Raw genomic sequence first — 22,267 nt, 5'->3', positions numbered from 1 at the left:
TATATAGATCATATGATCTATATCTAATTGTTGTGTAAAATTCAGCTGAAGCTGACCTATGTTGCTACACAACTCCGTTGTTCCCGCCCCACAGGAAATTTTACACAACGCCCCGCTAAAACAAATTGCTTGTGCCCAATACCTACAAACAGCTTTGGCGCTGCCGGTTCTAACCGTGCACATTACACAACAATCGCTAAAAGCAATTTGGCAAGGTTCAATTGTCCCTTAAAAACAAGTGAATAAATTCACTATTTTTAAAAGCCAGAACCTCACTACGTTTAGCGGGGCGTTGTACAACATTTACGAAACCCGAAAAAGATGAAAATAAAATTTAACGAATCGGAAAACATAATTGAAATAAAAGATGGATTAAAAAACCAATATCTGATTTTAAAATTTTTAATGATACTTAATTTAACAAATGCACTAATCAGAATATTTGGAAAAAAAATAACTGAATATGGTTTTCTTGAATATATCTGGATTGGTGTGGGAATCGTTTCCTTAGTTGTACTTTTTATGTTCTTATTCAAAACGTCAACAGTGGAAAAGATCTCTATTGAAGAAATAAGTAAACTTAAAGAAAAAACAATTTTCGGAAAGAAAAGATTTTCATTAGAATTAAAAAATGGAAAAAAAAGGAACTTGGGGAATTTTAAAGATCAATCAGAATTAAGTCAAGTTCGTGAGTTATTTACGAAAATCGGAATAGCAAACTGAAAATAAAAACGTTGTACAACACCGTGTATAATTAATTGCTGCGGAATTCCTTAATCGGAATTCACGCGAATTAATTATCTTTCCGCAACTGCGGAAAGTGTATCGCACTTTTAACCGCATAAATCATACACAAACACGTTAGCCTTCATTATGACCAAATTCTATAATATTAAAAGAACTTGGTTATTTTAATGCGATTAAAAAAGATATTTTAAACAGGTTGAATATTATGTTCTCAGTAATTAATAAAATATAAAGTCATGAAAAAAATATTTGTATTGCTCATTTGTATTATAATGTCATTTGGAATTAATGCGCAAAGTGTTATTGGTGCTTGGGAAAACTATACAACTTCTGAAAATGGAGACAAATTAAGAAACGTGGTTATTTTTGCCAATGGCTATCAAGTATTAACAACATATAATACAACTACTGGAAAATTTATTCACTCCAATGGTGGTACATGGAAATTAGAAGGAGATATCATGACAGAAAAAGTAGAATTTCATACAGATAATTCTGAACGTGTCGGTACTGAGGTACGTTTTAAGGTGATTATTACTGATAATGTAATTGAAATTGTTGATGGCAATATGAAATTGAATAGAATAGATAATGGTGTACCAGGAAAATTGCAAGGAGCCTGGTTAATGTCTGGTAGAATAAGAGAAGGCAAAACTGATTTACGTGATACAAGTAGACCAAGAAAAACTATGAAAATTTTATCTGGAACTCGATTTCAATGGATTGCTTACAATACAGAAACAAAACAATTTATGGGAACTGGTGGAGGAACGTACACAGCCATAAATGGTGAATATACTGAGAACATCGAATTCTTTTCAAGAGACGATTCCAAAGCTGGACTTAGCTTAAAATTTAATTATGAATTGATAGATGGAAAATGGAATCACAAGGGGGTATCCAGTAAAGGAGATCCTATACACGAAATTTGGAATATGAGGGAATAATTTTGTTGATTGGAGCAACATCTGAAGAATAAAACTAAAAATAACTAAAGGCTAACAACATGTATAATTAATTGCTTGGGTCGTGTGTACTCGGAAAATCCTTCGGATTTCCCTAACGTTCGCTTTCCTTTTACTAAATTAGTTGCTGAACCACGCAACTAACCATACACAAACCGATGATGTCGAATTATTTATTGATTTTTATTGTTTTTAAAAAGTATTCATCGGTCGCTACGCTCGGTCACCTGCGGCGTACTTTTGTTACACTGCTATCGCAGTATACGCACCAAAAGCTAGTCGACTTCACATAGCGCGGCGTTAGCATTCATTAAAAAATAAGAAATGAAGAGAATAAAAGAAATTGTAACTAAGAATTTGGCTGGTAAAAAGGTTTTATTACTTTTCGTCCTTACAAATCTTATTTACGTTATAATGCTGATAGTTACAATCCCAAAAACAATGACGTTTTCTAAGGGGATGAAATTATTGGATATGATGCCAACGGGATATGATTCAGAATATATAAACTCTCTCTTTGAAGCCTTAGGAGAAAATGGACGGGAGGTATATTTGTATAACCAAATTCCAGTTGATATGATTTATCCATTTCTCTTTGGAATCAGTAATTGTTTATTGTTTGCCTACTTTTTGAAAAAGATGAATAAACTAAATTCTACCTATTTCTACCTAAGCTTCCTACCAATAATTGCTGGAATAGCCGATTATTTAGAGAATCTTGGAATCATAAATATGTTGAACAATTACCCCGACCAATCGGAATTATCAATGGATGCTACGAATATTTTTTCCATTATAAAAAGTATGACAACGACAGTCTTTTTCGTAGCATTGATTATTACCCTGTTAATACTTGGACTTAAGGCGATTAAAAAAAGAAAAAAAATGCTAACAAAGCATAAAACGTCAAGTGTCCTTAAACGGGCCCCTGCGTTTATGCAATCTGGTCGACAAATTTTATTCCCAATACCCCGCCTGAATGGAGCGGGCAGGCGCAAAATCCAAAAGATACGGCCACTACGTGGCCTTCTTGAAGTCTGTTATTTGGGACACAAATACCAAAAAAAGTCAAATTCCCAAATAACAGTCACCCGATTTTGCTATATTTCCTTAAAATTCACAGCCAGCGCTCCCTCTCGCACACTGCTTTCGCAGCTGTCGTACATAGCGCGGCGTTGTGCGTAATTTAAAAAATACCTTAATGAAATTAAAAACCCTGATTACAATTCTGTTTGGGCTGTTTGCCATCAATTCTCAAGCACAGAAAAATTGGCTGACTAAAAAACAGATAAATGAAGATATTGAATTTCTGACAAAAACCTTAAATGATAAATCTTCCTATGCTTATCTAAACGGTTTTGACTTCAATAATGAATTTGAAAATTATCTAAAAACAATAAAAGACTCTACAAGACTTGAAGATTTTGGATTGTTTATTACCAACACTTTGGCAAAAATTGGAGACAGACATTCTTCCTTAAATACAATAAGAGGTTATGATTTAAACGAATCGCTGTTTTTACCATTCATTTACGCACCTGTAGATGATAAAGTTATTGTTTTGAATAAAAATCAAAATAAAGAGTTAGAAATACTCAATCCTAAATTTCCATATCTCAAAAAAATTGACGGAATCGATATTAAAGATTTCCTTAAAAAAATACGCCCAGAAGACATAAAAGCACCTAAAAAAACCCAATTTACATATGCAGTAAGAGATATTAGGGACATTGAAAAAAATTACATACTTCTCAACAGACAATTACCTAAAGAAATAAAATTGACACTTTCGGATTCAACTATAGAAAATGACACAACTTTGACAGTTTCAGTAGTTAACAAATTCAAAAGACAACGACCTTGGGATGAAAAATTTGAAGTAGATTATCTTTTCGTAAAAGACGAAGATTACAACAAACCCGAAATTATTGAAAAACTATTTAGTATAAAGAATAACATAGCATATATCAAGATTCCTGAAATGGCCAATAAAGATGAAGCACCTCTTCTTTTTGATAAAGTCAATTCATTTATGCAATCAATCCACAATGATAGCAAATCTTTGGTTATTGATGTAAGGGCCAACAATGGCGGAACCCGCGATTTGTTGTATGAATTTGCAAAATATTTGATACATCAAGATTCTATTTATATTATAAACGCCACCAAACAAAGAGGACCGCTACCATTACCAGAAGATTACAAGAAAAGTTTGCATAGCCGTTTTTTGTTTTCCCTTTCCGAATTGGATAAAAGAGAACAAAAAAAGGCAACTGAATTTTTGAAAACCTTTATACCAATCTATGAACTAGATGAAAAAAAATACAGTGAATACTATTTTGGATTATTGAACGGAAAGAAGTTGGCCAAACCATCTTTTTACTACAACAAACCTGTTTACATTTTAGCCAACGAAAAGACTTTTAGCGCAGCATCAGTTTTTGTTTCTGCTTTTAAAGGGTTGCCGAACATCAAAATTGCCGGAGCAATAACAGACGGCTCAAGTGGCAACAGCGATTGGGTTGACTTGCCTAACTCAAAATTATTTGGAAAAATCAGCACAATGGTTTCTTTTCAAAAAAATGGAAAAATTTTGGACGGTTACGGAACAGAACCCGATATAAAATTTGAGAGAGATATTAAGCAAGTTCTTTGGCAATCGGATACACAACTTGAAAAATTACGGAATTTAATAAAGAATGAAAATTAAAAAACTACTCACAGCATTGGCTATAAGTAATTGCTTGTTCTCGCCTACTTCTGAAAATCTTCTCGGATTTTCAGTTTGGAGTGTACTTGCAAAGTTAATCGCAAAACCATGCAACTACTCATAGCCGAGACCGATGATGTCGAATACGCCTGCGGCGTACTTTTGTTGCTATAGTTTCCTTAGAGTAAAAGTTTTTACCTATCTGTAAAATATATACGTACTTTTAAGTCATAAAACAATTCATTTTTAAACCTACCCAACCATGAAATCCATTTTCACTGTATTAGTTATTTTATTATTTCAAACCTCAACCCTTTTTGGCCAAACAGCAAAGGAAATAAATACGGTTACCTCTGCATTTCTTAAGACTTTAAATGAAGATGAGCTAAAAACCATTTCATATGAGTTTAATGATACACTACGTACCAAATGGACCAATCTGCCTGTAGGGTTGGCCAAAAGGCCCGGAATACGTTTTGGAGATTTACCAGAAGCAAGCAAAATTAAGTTTCACCATATTCTTACTACCTTATTTAGTTCACAGGGATATTTAAAAACTACCAGTATCATGAATTTGGATGATGTTTTAAACCAAGTCTATGCCACTGCCTATGAGAGAAAAGCAATTAGTAAAGAAACTCTTGAGCAAATAAAAAGATTGGATTGGGATTATAAAAACTACTTTGTATCTATATGGAACACCCCTAACCCCACAGAACCTTGGGGATTAAAATTTGGTGGACATCATCTTTCTATCAACTTATCTGTAGTGGGAGACAAAGTATCCTTGACTCCCCTATTTTTGGGAACTGACCCATCAGAAGTGCAAATCACAAAATATGCTGGCCTGCGGGTATTGAGCAAAGAAGAGGATTATGGCTTTCTCTTAATCAATTCGCTATCAGACGACCAAAAAAAGGTGGCCACATTAAGTGGTGAGGTTCCTGGGGACATTATAACCAATCCATCCCATGAACAAAGAATCACTACCTATTATGGTATTAAGGGTACAGATATGACCAGTTCCCAAAAAGAAATTTTGGAACGCCTTATTAAGGAATATATAAACAATTTGGAGCACGAAAAAGCTAGTGCAGCCTTCTTGGCCATAGAAAAATCCGGTATAGATGAAATATACTTTGCATGGATTGGTAGTTATGAGCCCAAAAGCCCTCATTACTATATTATAAATGGTCCCGATTTTCTTATTGAGTATGACAATGTTGGGTTTCAAAAAGATGGCAACCACATTCACAGCATATGGCGGGAAAAAGGAAATGATTTTGGAGAAGATATTCTAAAAACACATTATCTGGAACACAAGCATTAAAAAAGGGTCGACAATTGTCGACCCTTTTTTAGTATAGTTTTAATTTAATTCTAATTAAACGTAGCATTGGCCAGTGCAACCATTACAGCTTCTTCTGTATCCTTTTGCTTGGTATAACTAATATGTAAAGTTTGTTTCCCATTTACAGCTGCTGTCAAAGGAATTTGTATTGGTGCTCCCTGACCAGATAACGGTGTGTTTAAACTCCCAGAACCAATTAATTGGCCCTCGGCATTGTCTAAACGCACTTCAAAATTAAACCCAACAGCAGGTGGTGCTTGCCACATTGCCATTAGTGTAATGGCCTTTACTCCTGTAACATCCATATTGGGCATTGTAAACCATCCATTGGCACTATTGACAATCAACAAGTCCATTCCATTATAGTTAATGTCCATAAAGCCTTCTTTTTCTAATTCTGGATTAAAAGCGACCGTATTGCTAGATAACGCTACAGATTTTACTCCTGTCAAAGGTTTAATATTATTCTCCCCTCCATCTGTATAACTGGCGCTTATAACCATAGTGGACCCAGAATTACTGGCTTCTGGAATTATCTTACCAGACAATGGCAAAGAGGGCTTTTTAGGTCTGGTATCAGCCAAGGACAATATCCAATTAGCAATCTGGGCTTTTTCTTCAGCTGTAATATCTGGATGCGCAGGCATATTTACTTCGCCCCAGACTCCACTACCACCTTCAACTATTTTCTCTTGCAGATATCTAAAGTTTCTACTTCTTCTTCCTACTTGGTATTTTTTAGATACTTCTAAATAAGAAGGTCCAATAGATGTTTCGCTCTCCTTATGACAAGATTTACAATCCATAGTTTGTGTCAGTACTTTCCCTGCAATGGTTGCAGAAGCCTGTTGGTGTCCTACATTGGAGAGTGATGCTTCGTCCATCCCCTCCATATAGTTAACAGACACATAAATATTGGATTCGTCTACGCTATCTGCACTGCCATCATCTGTTACAGAAACTGTATATTCCACAGCTTGTCCAGGAATAAAGAAAGACTGATTGCCACCTACAATATCTATTTTGACTTCCGGCCTTGTATTTCCAACAAAAACATTGGTTCCCTCGCTTTTGGCTGCAGCTCCAGCATCATCTTTTGCTTCAACGGATATTTTATATTCTCCATTGTCTGAATAGGTGTATGCTAATTCTGGTTCTGTAGTTTTTTTTGTTTCTCCATTACCCAAATTCCAGGTATATGTAATAGCGTCTCTTTCTAAATCTTCAGCATTTACTTTGGCATTGATTGCCATAGGTGATTTTCCTGAAGTTACATCTACCTCAACTCCTTCAATAACTGGAGGTCTATTTCCGCCATTAAAATTTATATAACTTAATCCAGAATCATCATTGTTTGCAAACCACCCACTTCCATATTCCAATAAATAAATTCTTCCATCTGGACCAACTTCCATATCAATTAAGTTATTAAGTTTAATATCCGGAGCAAAAGGTTCCATTTTACTAAAATCACCATTATCATCTAGGGTCACTGCTTTCATCCAGCCCCTTATCCACTCATAAATTATTACTTTTCCATCATAATAATCTGGTAATCTAGCATCACCTTCTGGATACATATCTGTATAATATGCGGGTCCAGCCATTGCATTTCTCCCTCCCGTTGCAACTCCAGGAAAATCAGAAGAAGCTGTATATGGGTACCATATAAATGCTGATTTGGCAGGTGGCAATTCAGTAAGACCAGTATTGTTCCTAGAGTTATTTAAAGGCTTTTCTGGATTAAAGGCCATACCACTCTCCCCAGTTTCATAATTGTATTCTCTATACGGAAAGTTGTTTCCTATAAAATAAGGCCATCCATAGTTGCCTGCTTCCTTTGCCTGTCCAACTTCATCATACCCTCTTGGACCTCTGGTTTCCAAACTATCTGCACGGGCGTCTGGCCCCACATCTCCCCAATATAAATATCCATTCTTTTGGTCAACAGAAATTCTATATGGGTTTCTATGCCCCATTGTATATATTTCTGGTCTGGATTTTGGCGTTCCCACTGGGAAGAGGTTTCCTTCAGGAATATCATAACTACCATCCTCATTGACCTTTATACGCATAATTTTTCCTCGTAAATCATTGGAATTTCCAGAAGAACGACGAGCATCATATTGCTTATGTCCTGGAGTATCATTCAATGGTGCAAAACCATTATTTACATATTTTTCTCCTTGCTCATTAAAAGGTGTTGAGTTATCCCCAGCAGACAAATATAACAGACCATCTCCACCAAAGGCAATGGAACCACCTGTATGACAGCATATCTCTCTTTGACTATCCACTTCAAGAATAATTTGTTCAGAATCCATTACAATATTATCATCCTCAAATTTAAATCGGGAAAGTCTATTTACCCATTTATCACCAGTTGGTGCGTAGTACATATATATCCAATGATTATTGGCAAAATCAGGATCTTTCTGTAAGCCCATAAGCCCTTCTTCTGCATTTACTCCTGGGGTGTTCAATGTCATATGGTACACATCTAAAAACCCAACCTGCGAGACTTCTTTGGTTTCATGTTTGTACAACATAATTTCACCCCTTCTTTGTGCAACCAATACATCTCTATTGGGAAGTACTGCCATTTCCGTAGGCTCATAAAAATCTCCTACAACCAATTCTACCTTTGTAAAACGATTGGCATCAGGAGGCGTCATAGAAGTGGCTTTAGAATAATCCAACTCTAAATTCTCACCTATAGCATATTGTATTCCTCCCAATAAATGTTTTAAATAGTTTTCTTCTGTATAACTTTCTTCTGTATGTCCCAAGGCAGTATAAAAAGCTTTACCCCCATCAAACTCATGATACCAGCTCATTGGGTGAAAATCTCCGTTTTCACCACCTTCATAAGTGCTTTCATCTACAGTAAGTACCACATTAATATCTGGATTGATTTTTTTGTAGTTGTACATTTCATCTGCTCTGTGCCATATAGAATCAGTCAAAAAACTAGTAGCTCCAAAAGTGGCGTCTTTTACATGAAAGTCAGCTTCTGGTGTTCCAGCTGGGTGACTTTGGAACCATGCTCCCGCCAATTTGCCATACCAACCCCATGAATACTCCGTATCCGCAGCTGCATGTACACCCACATAACTTCCTCCAGCTTGTATGTAACGTTCAAAAGCAACCTCTTGTTTATTATCAAGTACATCTCCTGTTGTATTCAAAAAGATAACCGCCGCATATTTTTCAAGGTTTTCATCTTTAAAAGAATCAGAAATCGTTGTAGTATCAACTTCAAAATTATTCTCTTCCCCTAATTTTTGTATAGCAGCAATCCCATTAGGAATGGATGAGTGTTTAAATCCCATGGTTTTAGAAAACACCAATACTTTTGCCTTTCCTGCTCTTTTCTTTTCTCCGCATCCCACAACCAATAGACCCACAAGTACTATTGCTAACCAAAACATGTTTTTCATGATAAAATCTTTATTTTTAGTTTGATAAGTTATTAAGTCAATAAATATAGTGATAGTAATTTGCATCTTCATAATCTCCTATAGATATTGAATGTTAAATAAAAGTGAAAAAATGAAAGAAATACCCGAGCTCTATTTTAAAAATGACACTGATTGGAGGGAATGGCTACATGAAAATCATAAATCCTCAGAAGGAATTTATCTTATATTCTATAAAGTAGAACATCCTATGGATAGTATGCGTTGGGAAGAAGCGGTAAAAGTGGCCCTGTGCTATGGTTGGATTGATAGTACGGTTAAGAGCTTGGGAGATGGAAAACGCAGACAATATTTTTGTGCCAGAAATCCTAAAAGTGTTTGGAGCAAATTAAACAAAACATATATAAAGACTTTAACAAAAGAAGGGTTAATGCACCAAAGTGGTAAGAGAACAATAAAAGTGGCCAAAGAAAATGGTTCTTGGACAGTTTTAGATGATGTGGAAAATGGTGTTGTCCCAACTGATTTACAAAAAGCTTTTAACCAAAATAAGTTAGCACATACAAACTATCAAAATTTTGCTCCAGGATATCGCAAAAGCTATTTGTATTGGCTTAATCAGGCAAAAAGAGAAGCAACAAGGCTTAAGAGAATCAATGAAATTATAAGACTGTGTAAAGAAAATATAAAGTCTAGGAATACCTGGTAATTTCCCCATACTTTTTTAAGGTTATAATTATAAGATTTCTTTATCTTTAGAAAGACTAATTAACTCAACTTTTACAGATGAAAAAACTACTTTCTTTAGTGCTATTTTTAGCACTGTTATCTACTTCAGCACAACAATTTAAAATGGACATGGTTCAAGACATGAAACCCAGAAATATTGGCCCAGCCGGTATGAGCGGTCGTGTCACCGCAATAGATGTGGTACATTCCAATCCTGATATTATGTATGTAGGAACCGCTTCTGGTGGCTTATGGAAATCTACCTCTGGCGGAGTTAAATGGGAACCCATTTTTGAAAAAGAAGTTACAGCATCCATTGGAGCTGTGGCCATACAACAATCTAATCCTTCTGTAATTTGGGCAGGAACAGGTGAAGGGAACCCTAGAAACAGTCTTAATGGCGGTTACGGAATCTACAAATCCTTGGATGGCGGAAAAAACTGGAAATCCATGGGTTTGGAAAAAACCAGACACATCCACAGAGTATTAATAAACCCTATGAATCCAGATGTAGTTTATGTTGGAGCTATTGGTTCTCCTTGGGGTGAACATGCAGAGCGCGGTGTATTTAAAACCACCGATGGTGGGGAAACCTGGGAGAAAGTTCTCTTTGTAAACAACAAAACTGGTGTGGCCGATATGGTTATGGACCCCACCAATCCCAATAAATTGATTGTTGCCATGTGGGAACATAAAAGGGATCCTTGGTTTTTTAAGTCTGGTGGGGAAGGCAGTGGTCTTTATATGACCCATGATGGCGGAAAAAACTGGAAGAAATTAACAGATGAAGATGGATTGCCCAAAGGAAATATGGGAAGAATTGGTATTACAATAAGTAAAAACAAGCCCAACATAATATACGCTCTTATTGAAGCTAAGAAGAATGCCTTATACAAATCTGAAGATGGAGGCTTTAAATGGAAAAAAATAAATGATAAAGCACATATTGGCAATAGACCTTTTTACTATTCAGAAATTTATGTAGACCCTCAAAATGAAAACCGATTGTATTCTGTTTTTACATATATCAATGTATCAGAAGATGGTGGTAACAGTTTTAAACAATTAATGCCAGCCTATAATGTGGATAATGGTGTTCATCCAGACCACCATGCATGGTGGATACATCCAGACAATGGTCAATTTATGATTGATGGTAATGATGGTGGATTAAATATTACCAAAGATGGTGGGAAATCATGGCGTTTTATAGGCAACCTACCTGTAGCGCAATTTTATCATATTAATTACGATAATGAATATCCTTATAATGTCTATGGGGGAATGCAAGACAATGGATCATGGCGTGGGCCTGCCTATGTATGGCGTGCTCAGGGAATACGCAACAGTTATTGGCAAGAAATTGCCTTTGGTGACGGTTTTGATGTTGTTCCAGATTTGGATGATTCCCAGTTTGGATATGCCATGAGTCAACAGGGGTTTGTCTCTCGTTATGATTGGAAAACTGGCAATAATTATATTGTACGCCCTACCCCACCAGATGCTAAGACCAAACTAAGGTTTAATTGGAATGCTGGTATTGGTCAAGACCCTTTTGATAATAGTACCGTTTATTTTGGAAGTCAGTTTGTACACAAAAGTACCAACAAAGGACTTACTTGGGAGGTTATTTCTCCGGATTTGACCACAAACGACCCAGAGAAGCAAAAACAAAGTGAAAGTGGGGGATTAACTATGGATGCCACTGGGGCGGAAAACCATTGTACTGTTTTGGTTATAGAACCTTCTTCGATAGAGAAAGATATGCTTTGGGCAGGTACTGATGATGGTCGCGTACATTATACCCAAAATGGAGGTGCAACCTGGATAGAGGTTACCCAAAACATAAAAGGTTTACCAAAAGGTAGTTGGATTCCACAAATAAAGGCATCAAAAAACAATAAGGGAGAGGCATTATTGATTGCCAATGATTACAGACGTTTTAATTATACTCCTTATGCCTACAGAACAAAAGATTACGGAAAAACGTGGGTTAGAATAGTTGATGCCAACGATGTAGAAAGTTATACGCTTTCCATTATAGAAGACCCAGAAAACCCTAATCTTATCTTTTTAGGTACAGATGACGGACTTTACATTTCCTTTAATGCTGGTACTTTATGGCAAAAATGGACAGAAGGATTTCCAACCGTTTCTGTTAAAGATTTGGCAATTCATCCAAGGGAGCAAGATTTAATTATTGGAACTTTTGGTCGTGCTGCATGGGTATTAGATGATATTCGTCCACTAAGAGCTTTGGCTGCCAATCAATCAATTTTAGGCAAGGGAATAGAGTTGTTTGACCCACCTACTGCTTATCAAGCCGCTTACCAACAACCAACGGGCAGTAGATTTGGTGGTGATGCAATTTATAACGGTGAGAACAAAAAATCGGGGGCTATGTTCACTTATTACCTAAAAGAAGTAGCAAAGAAAAAAGAAGAAAAAAAGGATGGTGACAAAGGTGAAGAAAACAAAGAAGAAACCGACTCAACCAAAGTAAGAGAAAAAACAAAGGATACCATTTTCTTTAAGTTCTATGATGGTGATAATTTGATTCGTACCTTAAAACAAAAAACACCTAAAAAAGCCGGATTCCATAGAATGTATTGGAGTATGGACGAAAAAGGACCGGATAGACCTACAAGAAAAATTAGTAAGCGCAATAATGAACGAAGTGGGCTGGAAGTGAAACCAGGAACTTATAAAGTAGAAATGCATTATGGGGATCTAGTTGAGGAAACAACAATAGAAGTTAAGAGCGATCCAAGACTTAATGTATCCGTGTCATCCATTAACGAAGTGTATGAAACTGGCAAAAAAATCCAAGAACTCACCCAAATCTCTGCTGATGCGGTAAAACAACTTAATGAAAGTAAAAATGTGGCCGAAAAATATAAAAAGGAACTGCAAGAGTTAGATAAAGAAAAATACAAAGATCAAATAAAAGCTTCCAAGGATATTGTAAAAGAAATAGACTCCATAGTAGCACTTTATATTGGAAAAGTGGACAAACGACAAGGAATTACCAGAAACCCGGAAATTACCGTTATGCAACGAATTGGGAATGCTGACTATTATACTTCTACAAGAAAAAACGGGGTCACTGCAACCGAAAAGCAGCTGATTCAATTTGCTGAGGAAGAGCTAAAAAGTGCTCTTGAAAAGACCAACTCCTTTTTTACCGATACATGGAAGACCTATAGAGAAGCTATTAATAAATTGGATGTTTCCCCATTTAAAGAAACTAAAACATTTAGTATTGATTAGAAATAGTAGAGCAATTTATTCTGTAACTTTAAACACAAATAAAACATTTAAAATGAAAAAGTGGATATTAATAGAAATTTTGGGAGCTATGTTGATTATAGCTACTGGTTGCAAAGATTTTAAAAAAGGATTTAAAGACGGTTATGATGATGCCAAAAAGGAGGCCGAAAAGGAAGAAATGTACAGCATAGTGTCAGATTCAACTTCTGTAAGTTTTACGGCTTATAAAACCAGTGACAAACTACCTGTTGGTGGTAAGTTTACTAAGGTGGAATTAAAGAATTCCTCTCCGGCAGTAACACAAATTGAGACACTTAATGGTCTAGAATTTTCTATACCCGTGAGTAGCCTTTTTACTAATGATGCAACTGGTACTAGAGACCCAAAAATCATTGAATTCTTCTTTGGTATGATGGAAAATACAGAGTTAATCTCCGGAACTTTAACAATTGATGCTGACCAAAAATGTTCTGTAAATTTAAGTTTGAATGGAGTTTCGGCAACATTACCATTGGATTATGAAATCACAGAGGATAATCATGTTAATTTTACAGGCACTCTAAATTTAGAAAACTGGAATGCTTTAGATGCGTTAGCTTCATTAAATAAAGCATGTGAAATACTTCATACAGGACCGGATGGTGTTAGTAAAACGTGGAATGAAGTAGCAGTAATGGGGACCATATTTCTCAACAAGAATTGAAAAGTATAACCTTACTATATATAAAAAGCCGCCCATAATGAGCGGCTTTTTTAATTTATAGACTTAAACAATATCTTATCAAAAAAAAAAGAAATAAAGGGAACTTTTAATAAACACTAACCATTATGTCCTTCTTTAGTTTTTAATAAGGTTCTATGTGCATAAATTACACGTGCTATCAGGGATAGCATTATAAAAATCCATAAAATAAAAAGATAGTACTCCATAATTGGCAGATTTAGGGGAATTTCAATATTTTAAACTTTTATATACCAAAAAAATAGAGTGTATATCAAAAAGACAAATATACTTTATATGTAATATTTTTCCTACTATTTTATTTAAATTATTTAAAAAGAATTATTTTTGATTAACAAGTATTCACAGTACTTCTAATAAGTTTTTGTTATACTTTTGAATAATAAAAAAGCCCATGAACCCCTCTGCATCTGGTTGGATAGATAAGTTTGGGCATTTGGTAGGGGAAATACCTTCACCCTATGCTAATTTTAACGATTTATATGATTCCCTTAAACAAACAGGGTTTATCTATGGGTTAAATGTTGGCGTACCAAATTTCTTTCAAATAGAACTTGAGCTTACAGAAGATGAAAAGGCTAAAATTAATTTGCTTACTGCCCTGTATTATACTTACTCCTTTAAAAAAAGAAAAATAGAATTTATTGATTTTCTGGAGTGTCTATTTAACTTCTATGAAAAACTAGATATAGCAAGCATATCGTTTTTAGGCAAACTACTTACAGGAAAAAAAACTTCATCCCAACTAGAAAAACTAATAAACTCAAGAGTATATATAGAAGATAACGTTATAAGCAAAACCTTTAACAGTAGTATTACCAATTCTTTTCTTTTTATAGATGTATTGGTCTTTGAGAAGTATTTACAAGGAGAAAAAAACATTGTTAAGTATGCACAAAACATAGAACATGTTACCATAAACTTGGCATACCATGCTTTAAATTCTAAAGAGACAAACGAAAAGGATAAAAAGTTGGCCCAGCTATTTGCGTCATCCTTAACTTTTATTAATGGGGTAGAAAGAAAATTTGATGAAACATTAAAAACAAAAATAATTGGACAATCAACCACAAAAGAAAATACATATTTTTTGGATATAACCTGTCTAACTGTATGGGAAGATCAGTCTTTGGATTTTAAAGAATCCGAATTTATTTTTGAAGTTGGAAATGACTTAGGATTTAGCAAAAAAAAGGTATTAAATCACCTTGGAAATATCGCCTCATTTTTTGACAAAAATGAACGCTTTATACCTCAATTAAAAGACCATAATTTGGCCTATCAGTTTTATGATAGCATGAGCAAAGTTGTTAAGAAATTAATTCTTAGAAATAGTAAACGACTACAAAAAGAATTGTCTGAAAGCAAAGAATTGGTAACTCTTATTTCTAAATCCACCGTAAAAGAATTAACCGAAGAAGAGAAGAAAAAAATCCAAAATCAGTTGTTAGATATTTTTAAAAGTATTCCATCCTTAGCAATATTTATTTTACCTGGAGGTGCTGTTTTATTACCAATTTTTATTAAATTAATCCCCAAATTACTACCTTCATCTTTTGATGACAATCGAGTGGAGTAATTTTTATAAAAAAGACCTAAAAAAGCAACTATAAGTTTTATTTATAGTTGCTTTTTTGTTGTTTTAAAATATTATGTACCAGATAATTAAATTATTTTACTCTAACCATAACTTAAAGTCTTTTACACGCTCTCTACTTACTATAATTTCTTGGTCATTAAACCTGTTCATCTTAATATTTAGTCTAGAATTTGTATAAGAAACTATATCTTTTATATGGTTTATGTTTACATAATGCTTTCTACTAACCCTAAAGAATAATTTGGGGGAAAGTTCTTCTTCCAAGTTTTCCAAAGTAGTATCCAATAAATAATTTCGCCCATCCGTTGTTGCCGCATAGGTGCCTTTGTTTTCACTATAAAAACATTCCACTTCATCTGCATTTATAATTTTTAAATGCTGCCCTACCCTAGTTGTAAATCTTTTTTTATACTCCCTCTCAATCGGGTTTCCTAATAGCTTTTTTATATCATTAAAATCCAATGAAATTTTTTGATTGGAAGGCATCAAATTTCGATACTTTTTTACGGCACTTTCTAGCTCCTCTTCATCGATAGGTTTTAACAAATAATCTATACTATTTAGCTTAAAAGCTTGCAAAGCATATTCATCATATGCCGTTGTAAAAATAATAGCGCTACTCACCTCTACTTCATCAAAAATTTCAAAAGAAAGTCCGTCTGATAATTGGATATCCAGAAAAATTAAATCAGGATGTTCATTGTTATTAAACCAGTTTATAGATTCCTCAACAGAATGAAGCATCGTAGAAACCTCTACTCCAAACTCTCCCAACAAACGAGACAAGCGTCTTGCCGCCGGTTTTTCGTCTTCAATGATTAGTACATTCATTTTTAATTTTATTTATCATTTTTCATAAACTCCTTTGTCTTTTTATTTTCCCATTTTTTTGAAAAAATAAATTCTACGCCGTAAACATATAACCAATGAGCCAACAACCCTATGCCCCAAAGGAACCAAATGGCATACACTCCCAAGCCGTTAAATCCCATATCCATCCCCTCTTTTACAGGTAGGTCACTATTTAGCATAAATAAGGTAAAACCAGTATTTACAATGATATAAGAAAAAAGATGCCAGTAAAACCCTTTTACATTTTTTAATCTTTTTTCCGCTCTTAAGTAGCGTTCTTCTTCTAAATAGTCATTATTCATAGTATGAAAATCAATATTCATTTTCCTTTTCCATAAACTCCTTAATCTTGCGTTGTTCCCAACCTGAGTTGTTCCCAAATACCACAATCCCATGAATAAGCACACTTAACACGCCTCCTGCCAATGGAAACCAGAACCACTGATAATCCCAATAGGTCATATAATTTATAAAAATTAAAAACGGTATTACCAATGCAATTACAAACGTGTGAGTATAAAACCCCTTTAAAGCTTCTACCTTTTTCTTTGCTTTTATGTACTTTCTGTTTTCCTTATTTTCAATAATTTCCATTGCCCTATATTTTAATGGCATAATTAAAAAAACTCATAATGTGTCTTTTTCCATCAACTCCTTCATTTTACGTTCTTCCCAATCCTTGCCATATCCAAAGACCATAAAAGCGTGAATAATAATACTGACTCCCATTCCTATGACAGGAAACCAAAACCATTTAAATTCCCAATATGTTTTATAATTTATAAATATCCATACAGGTATTAGTATAACATATGCTATAATGTGAGTATAAAAACTCTTCATTTTATCCACATGGTTTTTTGCCTTTATATATTTTCTATTTTCTTCTGAATTTTCAAAGTCCATAATTTGTATTATTAATTATTATCCTTTTCCATGTATTCCTTTATTTTTCTCTTTTCCCAGTCTTTTGTAAAAATACCTCTGACACCAAAAACACCTATCCAATGAAACATTAGTCCTATTCCCCAAAAAAAGGCTGTGGCAAAATGTCCATATTGGAAAAAGCTTTCGTTCTTTCCTAAATTCCGGTAAATCATTATAAGGATAAAAATATTCACAGCAGCATACCAGAATGCATGCCAATAAAATCCTTTTAAATCTTTTACTCTCTTTTGAGCTCTTAGGTAACGATCCTCTTCTATATAATCCCTTTCCATAGCAATTAAAGTTTATTGTTTTTATCCTTATCCATGTACTCTTGTATCTTACGCTCTTCCCAATTAAAGCCATAACCAAAAGTCTTATAAGCTTGTATAGCTAGTCCCAATCCCCAACCTAACATTGGGTACCAAAACCACTGGTGACCCCAATATGTTCTATAGTTGATGAAAATTAAAAAAGGAATTACAAGGCAGTACGCCAGTAAACTTCCGTAGAACTCTTTTAAGTCGTCCACACGCTTTTTTGCTCTAATGTATTTGTTGCTGTCGTTTATATAATCTGTTTTCATTTTTTTAATTTCTTGTGTTAATAATGGTAATCTTACTTTAAATGTTTTATTGTCATTTGTCACCTCAACCTTATTGGTTGTAATTAAGCTATATCGTTGGTTAATGTTCTTTAAACCAACTTTTGTGCTTTTCTCAAAAGCCGTTTTAGGGCTTATATTGTTCTCAACTGACAAATAACCATTCTCCTCAAAAATTCTAATTTTTAGGGGGTTACTAGAAGTAATGGCGTTATGCTTTACAGCGTTTTCCAATAGCAACTGCAAGGACAAGGGAACAATTTTTAATTCTGGATTGCTCACAGTTTCTGGGATACTAAAATCAATACCATCCTCAAACCTCATTTTAAGAAGTTCCATATATGATTTGGCAAACTTTAATTCTTCTTCCAAAGAGATTAAATCTTTGTCTTTTTGCTCCAATACATATCTATATACCTTAGATAATTTTGTTGTAAACCTCTCTGCAGCAGGGGGGTTCTCTCCTATCAAAGATGTCAACACATTTAAACTGTTGAATAAAAAATGTGGATCTAATTGATTCTTAAGAGATTCAAACTTAGCCGACTCTGTCTTGGCAACAATTTGTGATTCTTTTACCTTAGTTTGTTGATATCTATTATAGAAATAAATAAAATGTCCTATAGCTACTATTGATAGGGTAATCCAAAGTCCAAATTGATAATCCTCTAAGCTCTCCCCATCTATAAACTCTTGAAATGACTCTCCACCTACAGTCATTTCTGTAACCATATTTAGTAAAAACAATCCTATTAGGGTAAATACTACAGACCCAATAACACCCACTAATATTCTCTTAATTTGGTCCCTACGTGTACGCTTCCATTTTCTTTTTTCTAAATAGTCAAAATAATAGATGTTTATATAACCTAGGACAAAAGAATACAATTGATGAAAACCAAAGTTAATCAATGCGTCATTGAAACTTTTAAATTGAAATCCCGCACTAATACCACTATCTATCAGAAATATAACAGTACCTATTCCAAAAAGGGTTGCTATTTGTTTAATTGTCCCGTTCATTTTTAATTATTCTTTACAGTTAGCCAATACTTGTTCGGCTCTTTCTTTTCCCCAATTTGGATGAAAAGGTGATTCTGGTTTAAAGTTAGCAAAAAGTTCTAAGGAGCGTTCTACATCCTTACAATATGGAGCCGTATCCTGACCAAAATAGCTGGCACTGCCCATATCCCATTCGGCCTTGTTTAAGATTACTCTTGGGTTATTTGGAGCAATTGTAAGAGCCTTATTATATATTGATACAATTTTTGGAGAAAGTGTCATACCATATGTAGCTCCATCTGAAGCTACCCATGCTGTGTGTATCATTGCCTGCTGAACCATAATCTCAACATTGTTTGGAGAAATAGCCTTCGCTATGTCTATTGCCTCCTGGGCCTTTCCTAATAACTGAGCAAGTTTATCCTTGTCCTTCTCTGTAAAAGCAGCAACTGTATTTACTTGCGCTAAATAATAATTGGGCAACCAATTGTCCATTTCTGCCATGGCAATTCGTTCAAAAAGATTGGAGGCTTCTGTAATTTTTCCTTCTCCCCAAAAATCAAATGCCTTTTGCATTCCTTTGGTATACTGATCTTGGGCACTCAAGGCTGTAATAGCTAAAAGAAGAAATAAAGTGATTATTTTTTTCATAACTGTTTGTTTTAATTTGATTAATACACTACAAAGATGTGGTGCTTTACTTCTTTTTCAGAATAAGAAATACCGAATTGTAATTATTAAAGGATGAATTGTATATAATCACTTTTTTAGTACATTTAAAGACACTTTAACCGTAATTATTAACTATAAACATTTAAAAATGAAAAAATTAGTAGCAGAATTTATTGGCACCCTTTGGTTGGTCTTAGGTGGCTGTGGAAGTGCAGTCCTTGCGGCAGGATTTCCAGAACTTGGAATTGGCTTTGTAGGGGTATCCTTGGCTTTTGGTCTTACTGTTGTTACTATGGCATATGCCATAGGTCACATATCTGGTTGTCACTTAAACCCAGCCGTTACCTTAGGATTATGGGCAGGCGGCCGTTTTAATGCCAAAGACATTGTGCCATACATTATAGCACAAGTGCTAGGCGCTATAGCTGGTGCAGGAATCTTATATATGATTGTTATTGGCAAAGCTGACTTTAATGGTATTGGTGGTTTTGCAGCTAATGGATATGGCGAGCATTCTCCTGGAGGTTTTAGTATGGGTGCGGCACTAATTACTGAAATTGTAATGACCTTTATGTTCTTAATCATCATCTTAGGAGCAACACATTCTAAAGCTCCCAAGTATTTGGCTGGTTTGGCAATTGGTCTTGGGCTTACTTTAATTCATTTAATTAGTATTCCAGTGACAAACACCTCTGTAAACCCTGCTCGTAGTACAAGTCAGGCAGTATTTGTTGGTGATTGGGCATTGTCAGAATTATGGTTATTTTGGGTAGCTCCAATAGTAGGTGCTCTTTTAGCTGGAGTTGTTTATAAATATATTTCTCCCGAGAAAGGAGACTAACATAACATAATATTGTAATTTAAAAGTCGCTATAAAGCGACTTTTTTATTTGTATATTATCGTGCCAAAACCAACTACCAATCATGTATAAATTAGTTACATTTTTTTTATTTTTTTTCTTACTCCTTTCGTGTAAGCAAAAGAAATCCATAGAAAGTAAAGACAATACTGTTCAAAATATAAAAGCAGAAAAACAACCCAATGCTATTAAACTTGCTGATGGTGTCTATAGCATTGGTAAAAAAGAAGGTAATTTTTATTCTTTAGCTATAATTACAGATGATGGCGTTCTTGTTATTGACCCCGCACGCAATACACATGCAGAATTAGTAGTAGCTGAAATTAAAAAACTTACAGGCAAACCCATTACTCATCTTTTTATGAGTCATAACCATTGGGACCACTCTAAAGGTGGAAAAGCCTTTAAAAAGACTGGCGCAACCCTTATTGCTCATAAAGAAGCTTATGAATGGTTACAGGCAAACCCTCATGAGGATTTAGTACAACCAGATACGTATTGGCAAGGAAAGGATACCATTTTTAATGTGGGCGGCAAGCAACTAGAACTTAGCTATCATGGAATTAACCATGGAATGGGAATGACGGTTTTTAGACTTCCTGAAGAGAAAATTGTATACATCGCGGACTTGGTAATTCCTCACCGTGTTGTTTATACCATTGTGCCCGACTTTACTCCTACCGAATGGATTCGCACTTTAAAAGAAATTGAAGCAATGGAATTTAATACCGCCCTTTTTGCTCACGGAACGGATGGTAAATTTATTGGAGATAAAACTCAGGTAACTGAAGTTAGAGAGTTCTTAGAAGATTTAAGAGCCGCTGTAAAAATTGAGTTTGATAAAGGCACTGGCCTAACTGATATTCCTAAATACATAGACCTACCAAAATACCATGATTGGGACAATTACGAGGATTGGATTGAGATGAACGCCATACGTATGGCTCTGGATTTACATTTTGGACCTTACCCATGGCGAAAAATTGAACTTGAACTTAGTCAATCTAAATAACTAAATCCTTCCAAAAATTACAAACCAATTCATTATCGTAATTTTGCTTTGTAGAAAGTGGTATTAGCACAATGGAAGATAAAGCAACAAGAATAAACAAATACCTAAGCGAAGTTGGTTATTGCTCACGTAGAGCAGCAGATAAGCTTATTGAACAAGGCAGAGTGACCATAAATGGTAGTGTCCCAGAGATGGGAACCAAGATTGTTGCTAAGGACGAGGTTCGTGTAGATGGTGAGCTTATTTCTCCGTCAAAAGAAGACTATGTATACATAGCATTAAACAAACCTGTGGGTATTGTTTGCACCACAGATACGGGGGTAGAAAAAGACAATATCATAGATTTTATTGGGTATCCCAAACGTATATTTCCTATTGGCAGATTGGACAAACCAAGTGAAGGCCTTATTTTTTTGACTAATGATGGGGATATTGTAAACAAAATACTCAGAGCTCGTAACAATCACGAAAAAGAATATATAGTGACAGTGAACAAACCCATTACTAAAGAGTTTATTACTAAAATGGGTGCTGGTGTTCCTATTCTGGATACAGTCACCAGAAAATGCCATGTGGAACAAACTGGCAAAAACACTTTTAAAATAATTCTTACACAGGGGCTTAACCGTCAAATTAGAAGAATGTGTGAGTATTTGGATTATAGAGTAACCCAACTAAAGCGAGTCCGCATTATGAATGTTACTCTGGATGTTCCCGTTGGTAAGTGGAGAAATCTTACAGAAGAAGAACTTTTGGGCATAAATAAATTAGTAGAAACCTCGGCCAAAACCCATACCGATTAGCT

The 22,267-nt window shown here is 34.8% G+C and carries 20 protein-coding genes; 12 read left to right on the top strand and 8 right to left on the bottom strand.

Translation table 11 applies throughout. The annotated features are described in order from the left end of the window. Window positions 1–321 precede the first annotated feature (321 nt). The 5 genes from AC000W_RS08780 to AC000W_RS08760 all read left to right on the top strand — a co-directional run bounded on the left by AC000W_RS08780 (window position 322) and on the right by AC000W_RS08760 (window position 5,752). Window positions 322–723 (top strand): hypothetical protein, encoded by a 402-nt coding sequence (locus tag AC000W_RS08780; protein ID WP_474747650.1) that lies wholly within the window; start codon window positions 322–324, stop codon window positions 721–723. A gap of 260 nt (window positions 724–983) precedes the next feature. Beyond that, window positions 984–1,694, top strand: coding sequence for a membrane or secreted protein (locus tag AC000W_RS08775; RefSeq protein WP_474747648.1), 711 nt, complete (start codon window positions 984–986; stop codon window positions 1,692–1,694). A 342-nt stretch (window positions 1,695–2,036) separates the two neighbouring features. Further along, the gene (locus tag AC000W_RS08770) at window positions 2,037–2,897 is read left to right on the top strand and encodes a hypothetical protein (protein WP_474747646.1); all 861 of its coding nucleotides are present in this window, start codon (window positions 2,037–2,039) and stop codon (window positions 2,895–2,897) included. A 16-nt stretch (window positions 2,898–2,913) separates the two neighbouring features. Then, a complete protein-coding gene (locus AC000W_RS08765; RefSeq protein ID WP_474747644.1) occupies window positions 2,914–4,422 on the top strand; it encodes a S41 family peptidase in 1,509 nt (502 codons plus the stop codon). A gap of 262 nt (window positions 4,423–4,684) precedes the next feature. Further along, the gene (locus tag AC000W_RS08760) at window positions 4,685–5,752 is read left to right on the top strand and encodes a DUF3500 domain-containing protein (protein ID WP_474747643.1); all 1,068 of its coding nucleotides are present in this window, start codon (window positions 4,685–4,687) and stop codon (window positions 5,750–5,752) included. A 50-nt stretch (window positions 5,753–5,802) separates the two neighbouring features. Here the strand turns inward: AC000W_RS08760 and AC000W_RS08755 are convergent, their stop codons facing one another. Next, the gene (locus AC000W_RS08755; RefSeq protein WP_474747641.1) at window positions 5,803–9,213 is read right to left on the bottom strand and encodes a ThuA domain-containing protein; all 3,411 of its coding nucleotides are present in this window, start codon (window positions 9,211–9,213) and stop codon (window positions 5,803–5,805) included. A 112-nt stretch (window positions 9,214–9,325) separates the two neighbouring features. On the opposite strand from AC000W_RS08755, the gene AC000W_RS08750 reads away from it, so the two are divergent. The 4 genes from AC000W_RS08750 (at window position 9,326) to AC000W_RS08735 (ending at window position 15,512) form a co-directional block, all read left to right on the top strand. Continuing rightward, a complete protein-coding gene (locus tag AC000W_RS08750; protein ID WP_474747639.1) occupies window positions 9,326–9,901 on the top strand; it encodes a YdeI/OmpD-associated family protein in 576 nt (191 codons plus the stop codon). Window positions 9,902–9,978: 77 nt separating this feature from the next. Next, window positions 9,979–13,191 carry a VPS10 domain-containing protein gene (locus tag AC000W_RS08745; RefSeq protein WP_474747638.1) on the top strand — a complete coding sequence of 1,071 codons (3,213 nt, stop codon included), beginning with the start codon at window positions 9,979–9,981 and terminating at the stop codon, window positions 13,189–13,191. Between the two features lie 52 nt (window positions 13,192–13,243). Next, a complete protein-coding gene (locus AC000W_RS08740; RefSeq protein ID WP_474747636.1) occupies window positions 13,244–13,894 on the top strand; it encodes a hypothetical protein in 651 nt (216 codons plus the stop codon). 433 nt (window positions 13,895–14,327) lie between these two features. Then, window positions 14,328–15,512: an LETM1-related biofilm-associated protein gene (locus AC000W_RS08735; RefSeq protein WP_474747634.1), complete on the top strand. Its 1,185-nt coding sequence runs from the start codon at window positions 14,328–14,330 to the stop codon at window positions 15,510–15,512. A 96-nt stretch (window positions 15,513–15,608) separates the two neighbouring features. Here AC000W_RS08735 and AC000W_RS08730 read toward each other — a convergent pair whose 3' ends face one another. Genes AC000W_RS08730 through AC000W_RS08700 form a run of 7 tightly spaced genes read right to left on the bottom strand, consistent with a single transcriptional unit; the run spans window position 15,609 to window position 19,569 of the window. After that, window positions 15,609–16,364: a LytR/AlgR family response regulator transcription factor gene (locus tag AC000W_RS08730; RefSeq protein WP_474747633.1), complete on the bottom strand. Its 756-nt coding sequence runs from the start codon at window positions 16,362–16,364 to the stop codon at window positions 15,609–15,611. A gap of 8 nt (window positions 16,365–16,372) precedes the next feature. Then, window positions 16,373–16,708 (bottom strand): 2TM domain-containing protein, encoded by a 336-nt coding sequence (locus tag AC000W_RS08725; RefSeq protein ID WP_476658672.1) that lies wholly within the window; start codon window positions 16,706–16,708, stop codon window positions 16,373–16,375. After that, window positions 16,698–16,979, bottom strand: a complete 282-nt coding sequence (locus tag AC000W_RS08720; RefSeq protein WP_474747630.1) for a 2TM domain-containing protein — start codon at window positions 16,977–16,979, stop codon at window positions 16,698–16,700. Before AC000W_RS08720 ends, AC000W_RS08725 begins: the two co-directional genes overlap by 11 nt. Window positions 16,980–17,012: 33 nt before the next feature. After that, window positions 17,013–17,291 carry a 2TM domain-containing protein gene (locus AC000W_RS08715; protein ID WP_474747628.1) on the bottom strand — a complete coding sequence of 93 codons (279 nt, stop codon included), beginning with the start codon at window positions 17,289–17,291 and terminating at the stop codon, window positions 17,013–17,015. 11 nt (window positions 17,292–17,302) lie between these two features. Next, a complete protein-coding gene (locus AC000W_RS08710; protein ID WP_474747626.1) occupies window positions 17,303–17,605 on the bottom strand; it encodes a 2TM domain-containing protein in 303 nt (100 codons plus the stop codon). A 5-nt stretch (window positions 17,606–17,610) separates the two neighbouring features. Beyond that, complete coding sequence (locus AC000W_RS08705) at window positions 17,611–18,939, bottom strand: 2TM domain-containing protein (protein ID WP_474747624.1); 1,329 nt, start codon at window positions 18,937–18,939, stop codon at window positions 17,611–17,613. Between the two features lie 6 nt (window positions 18,940–18,945). After that, window positions 18,946–19,569 (bottom strand): hypothetical protein, encoded by a 624-nt coding sequence (locus AC000W_RS08700; protein ID WP_474747623.1) that lies wholly within the window; start codon window positions 19,567–19,569, stop codon window positions 18,946–18,948. Window positions 19,570–19,738: 169 nt separating this feature from the next. Between AC000W_RS08700 and aqpZ the strand changes: the two genes are divergently transcribed. The 3 genes from aqpZ to rluF all read left to right on the top strand — a co-directional run bounded on the left by aqpZ (window position 19,739) and on the right by rluF (window position 22,265). Next, window positions 19,739–20,431 carry an aquaporin Z gene (gene aqpZ / locus AC000W_RS08695; RefSeq protein WP_474747621.1) on the top strand — a complete coding sequence of 231 codons (693 nt, stop codon included), beginning with the start codon at window positions 19,739–19,741 and terminating at the stop codon, window positions 20,429–20,431. A gap of 83 nt (window positions 20,432–20,514) precedes the next feature. Continuing rightward, entirely contained in the window at window positions 20,515–21,462 is a 948-nt protein-coding gene (locus tag AC000W_RS08690; RefSeq protein ID WP_474747620.1) for an MBL fold metallo-hydrolase, read from the top strand. A 71-nt stretch (window positions 21,463–21,533) separates the two neighbouring features. Next, on the top strand, window positions 21,534–22,265 hold the full coding sequence (rluF, locus tag AC000W_RS08685) for a 23S rRNA pseudouridine(2604) synthase RluF (RefSeq protein ID WP_474747618.1): 732 nt from the start codon (window positions 21,534–21,536) through the stop codon (window positions 22,263–22,265). Window positions 22,266–22,267: the final 2 nt, after the last annotated feature.

This window comes from Saonia sp. (genome assembly GCF_056326165.1).
This window is presented reverse-complemented; position numbering and strand designations above follow the sequence as displayed.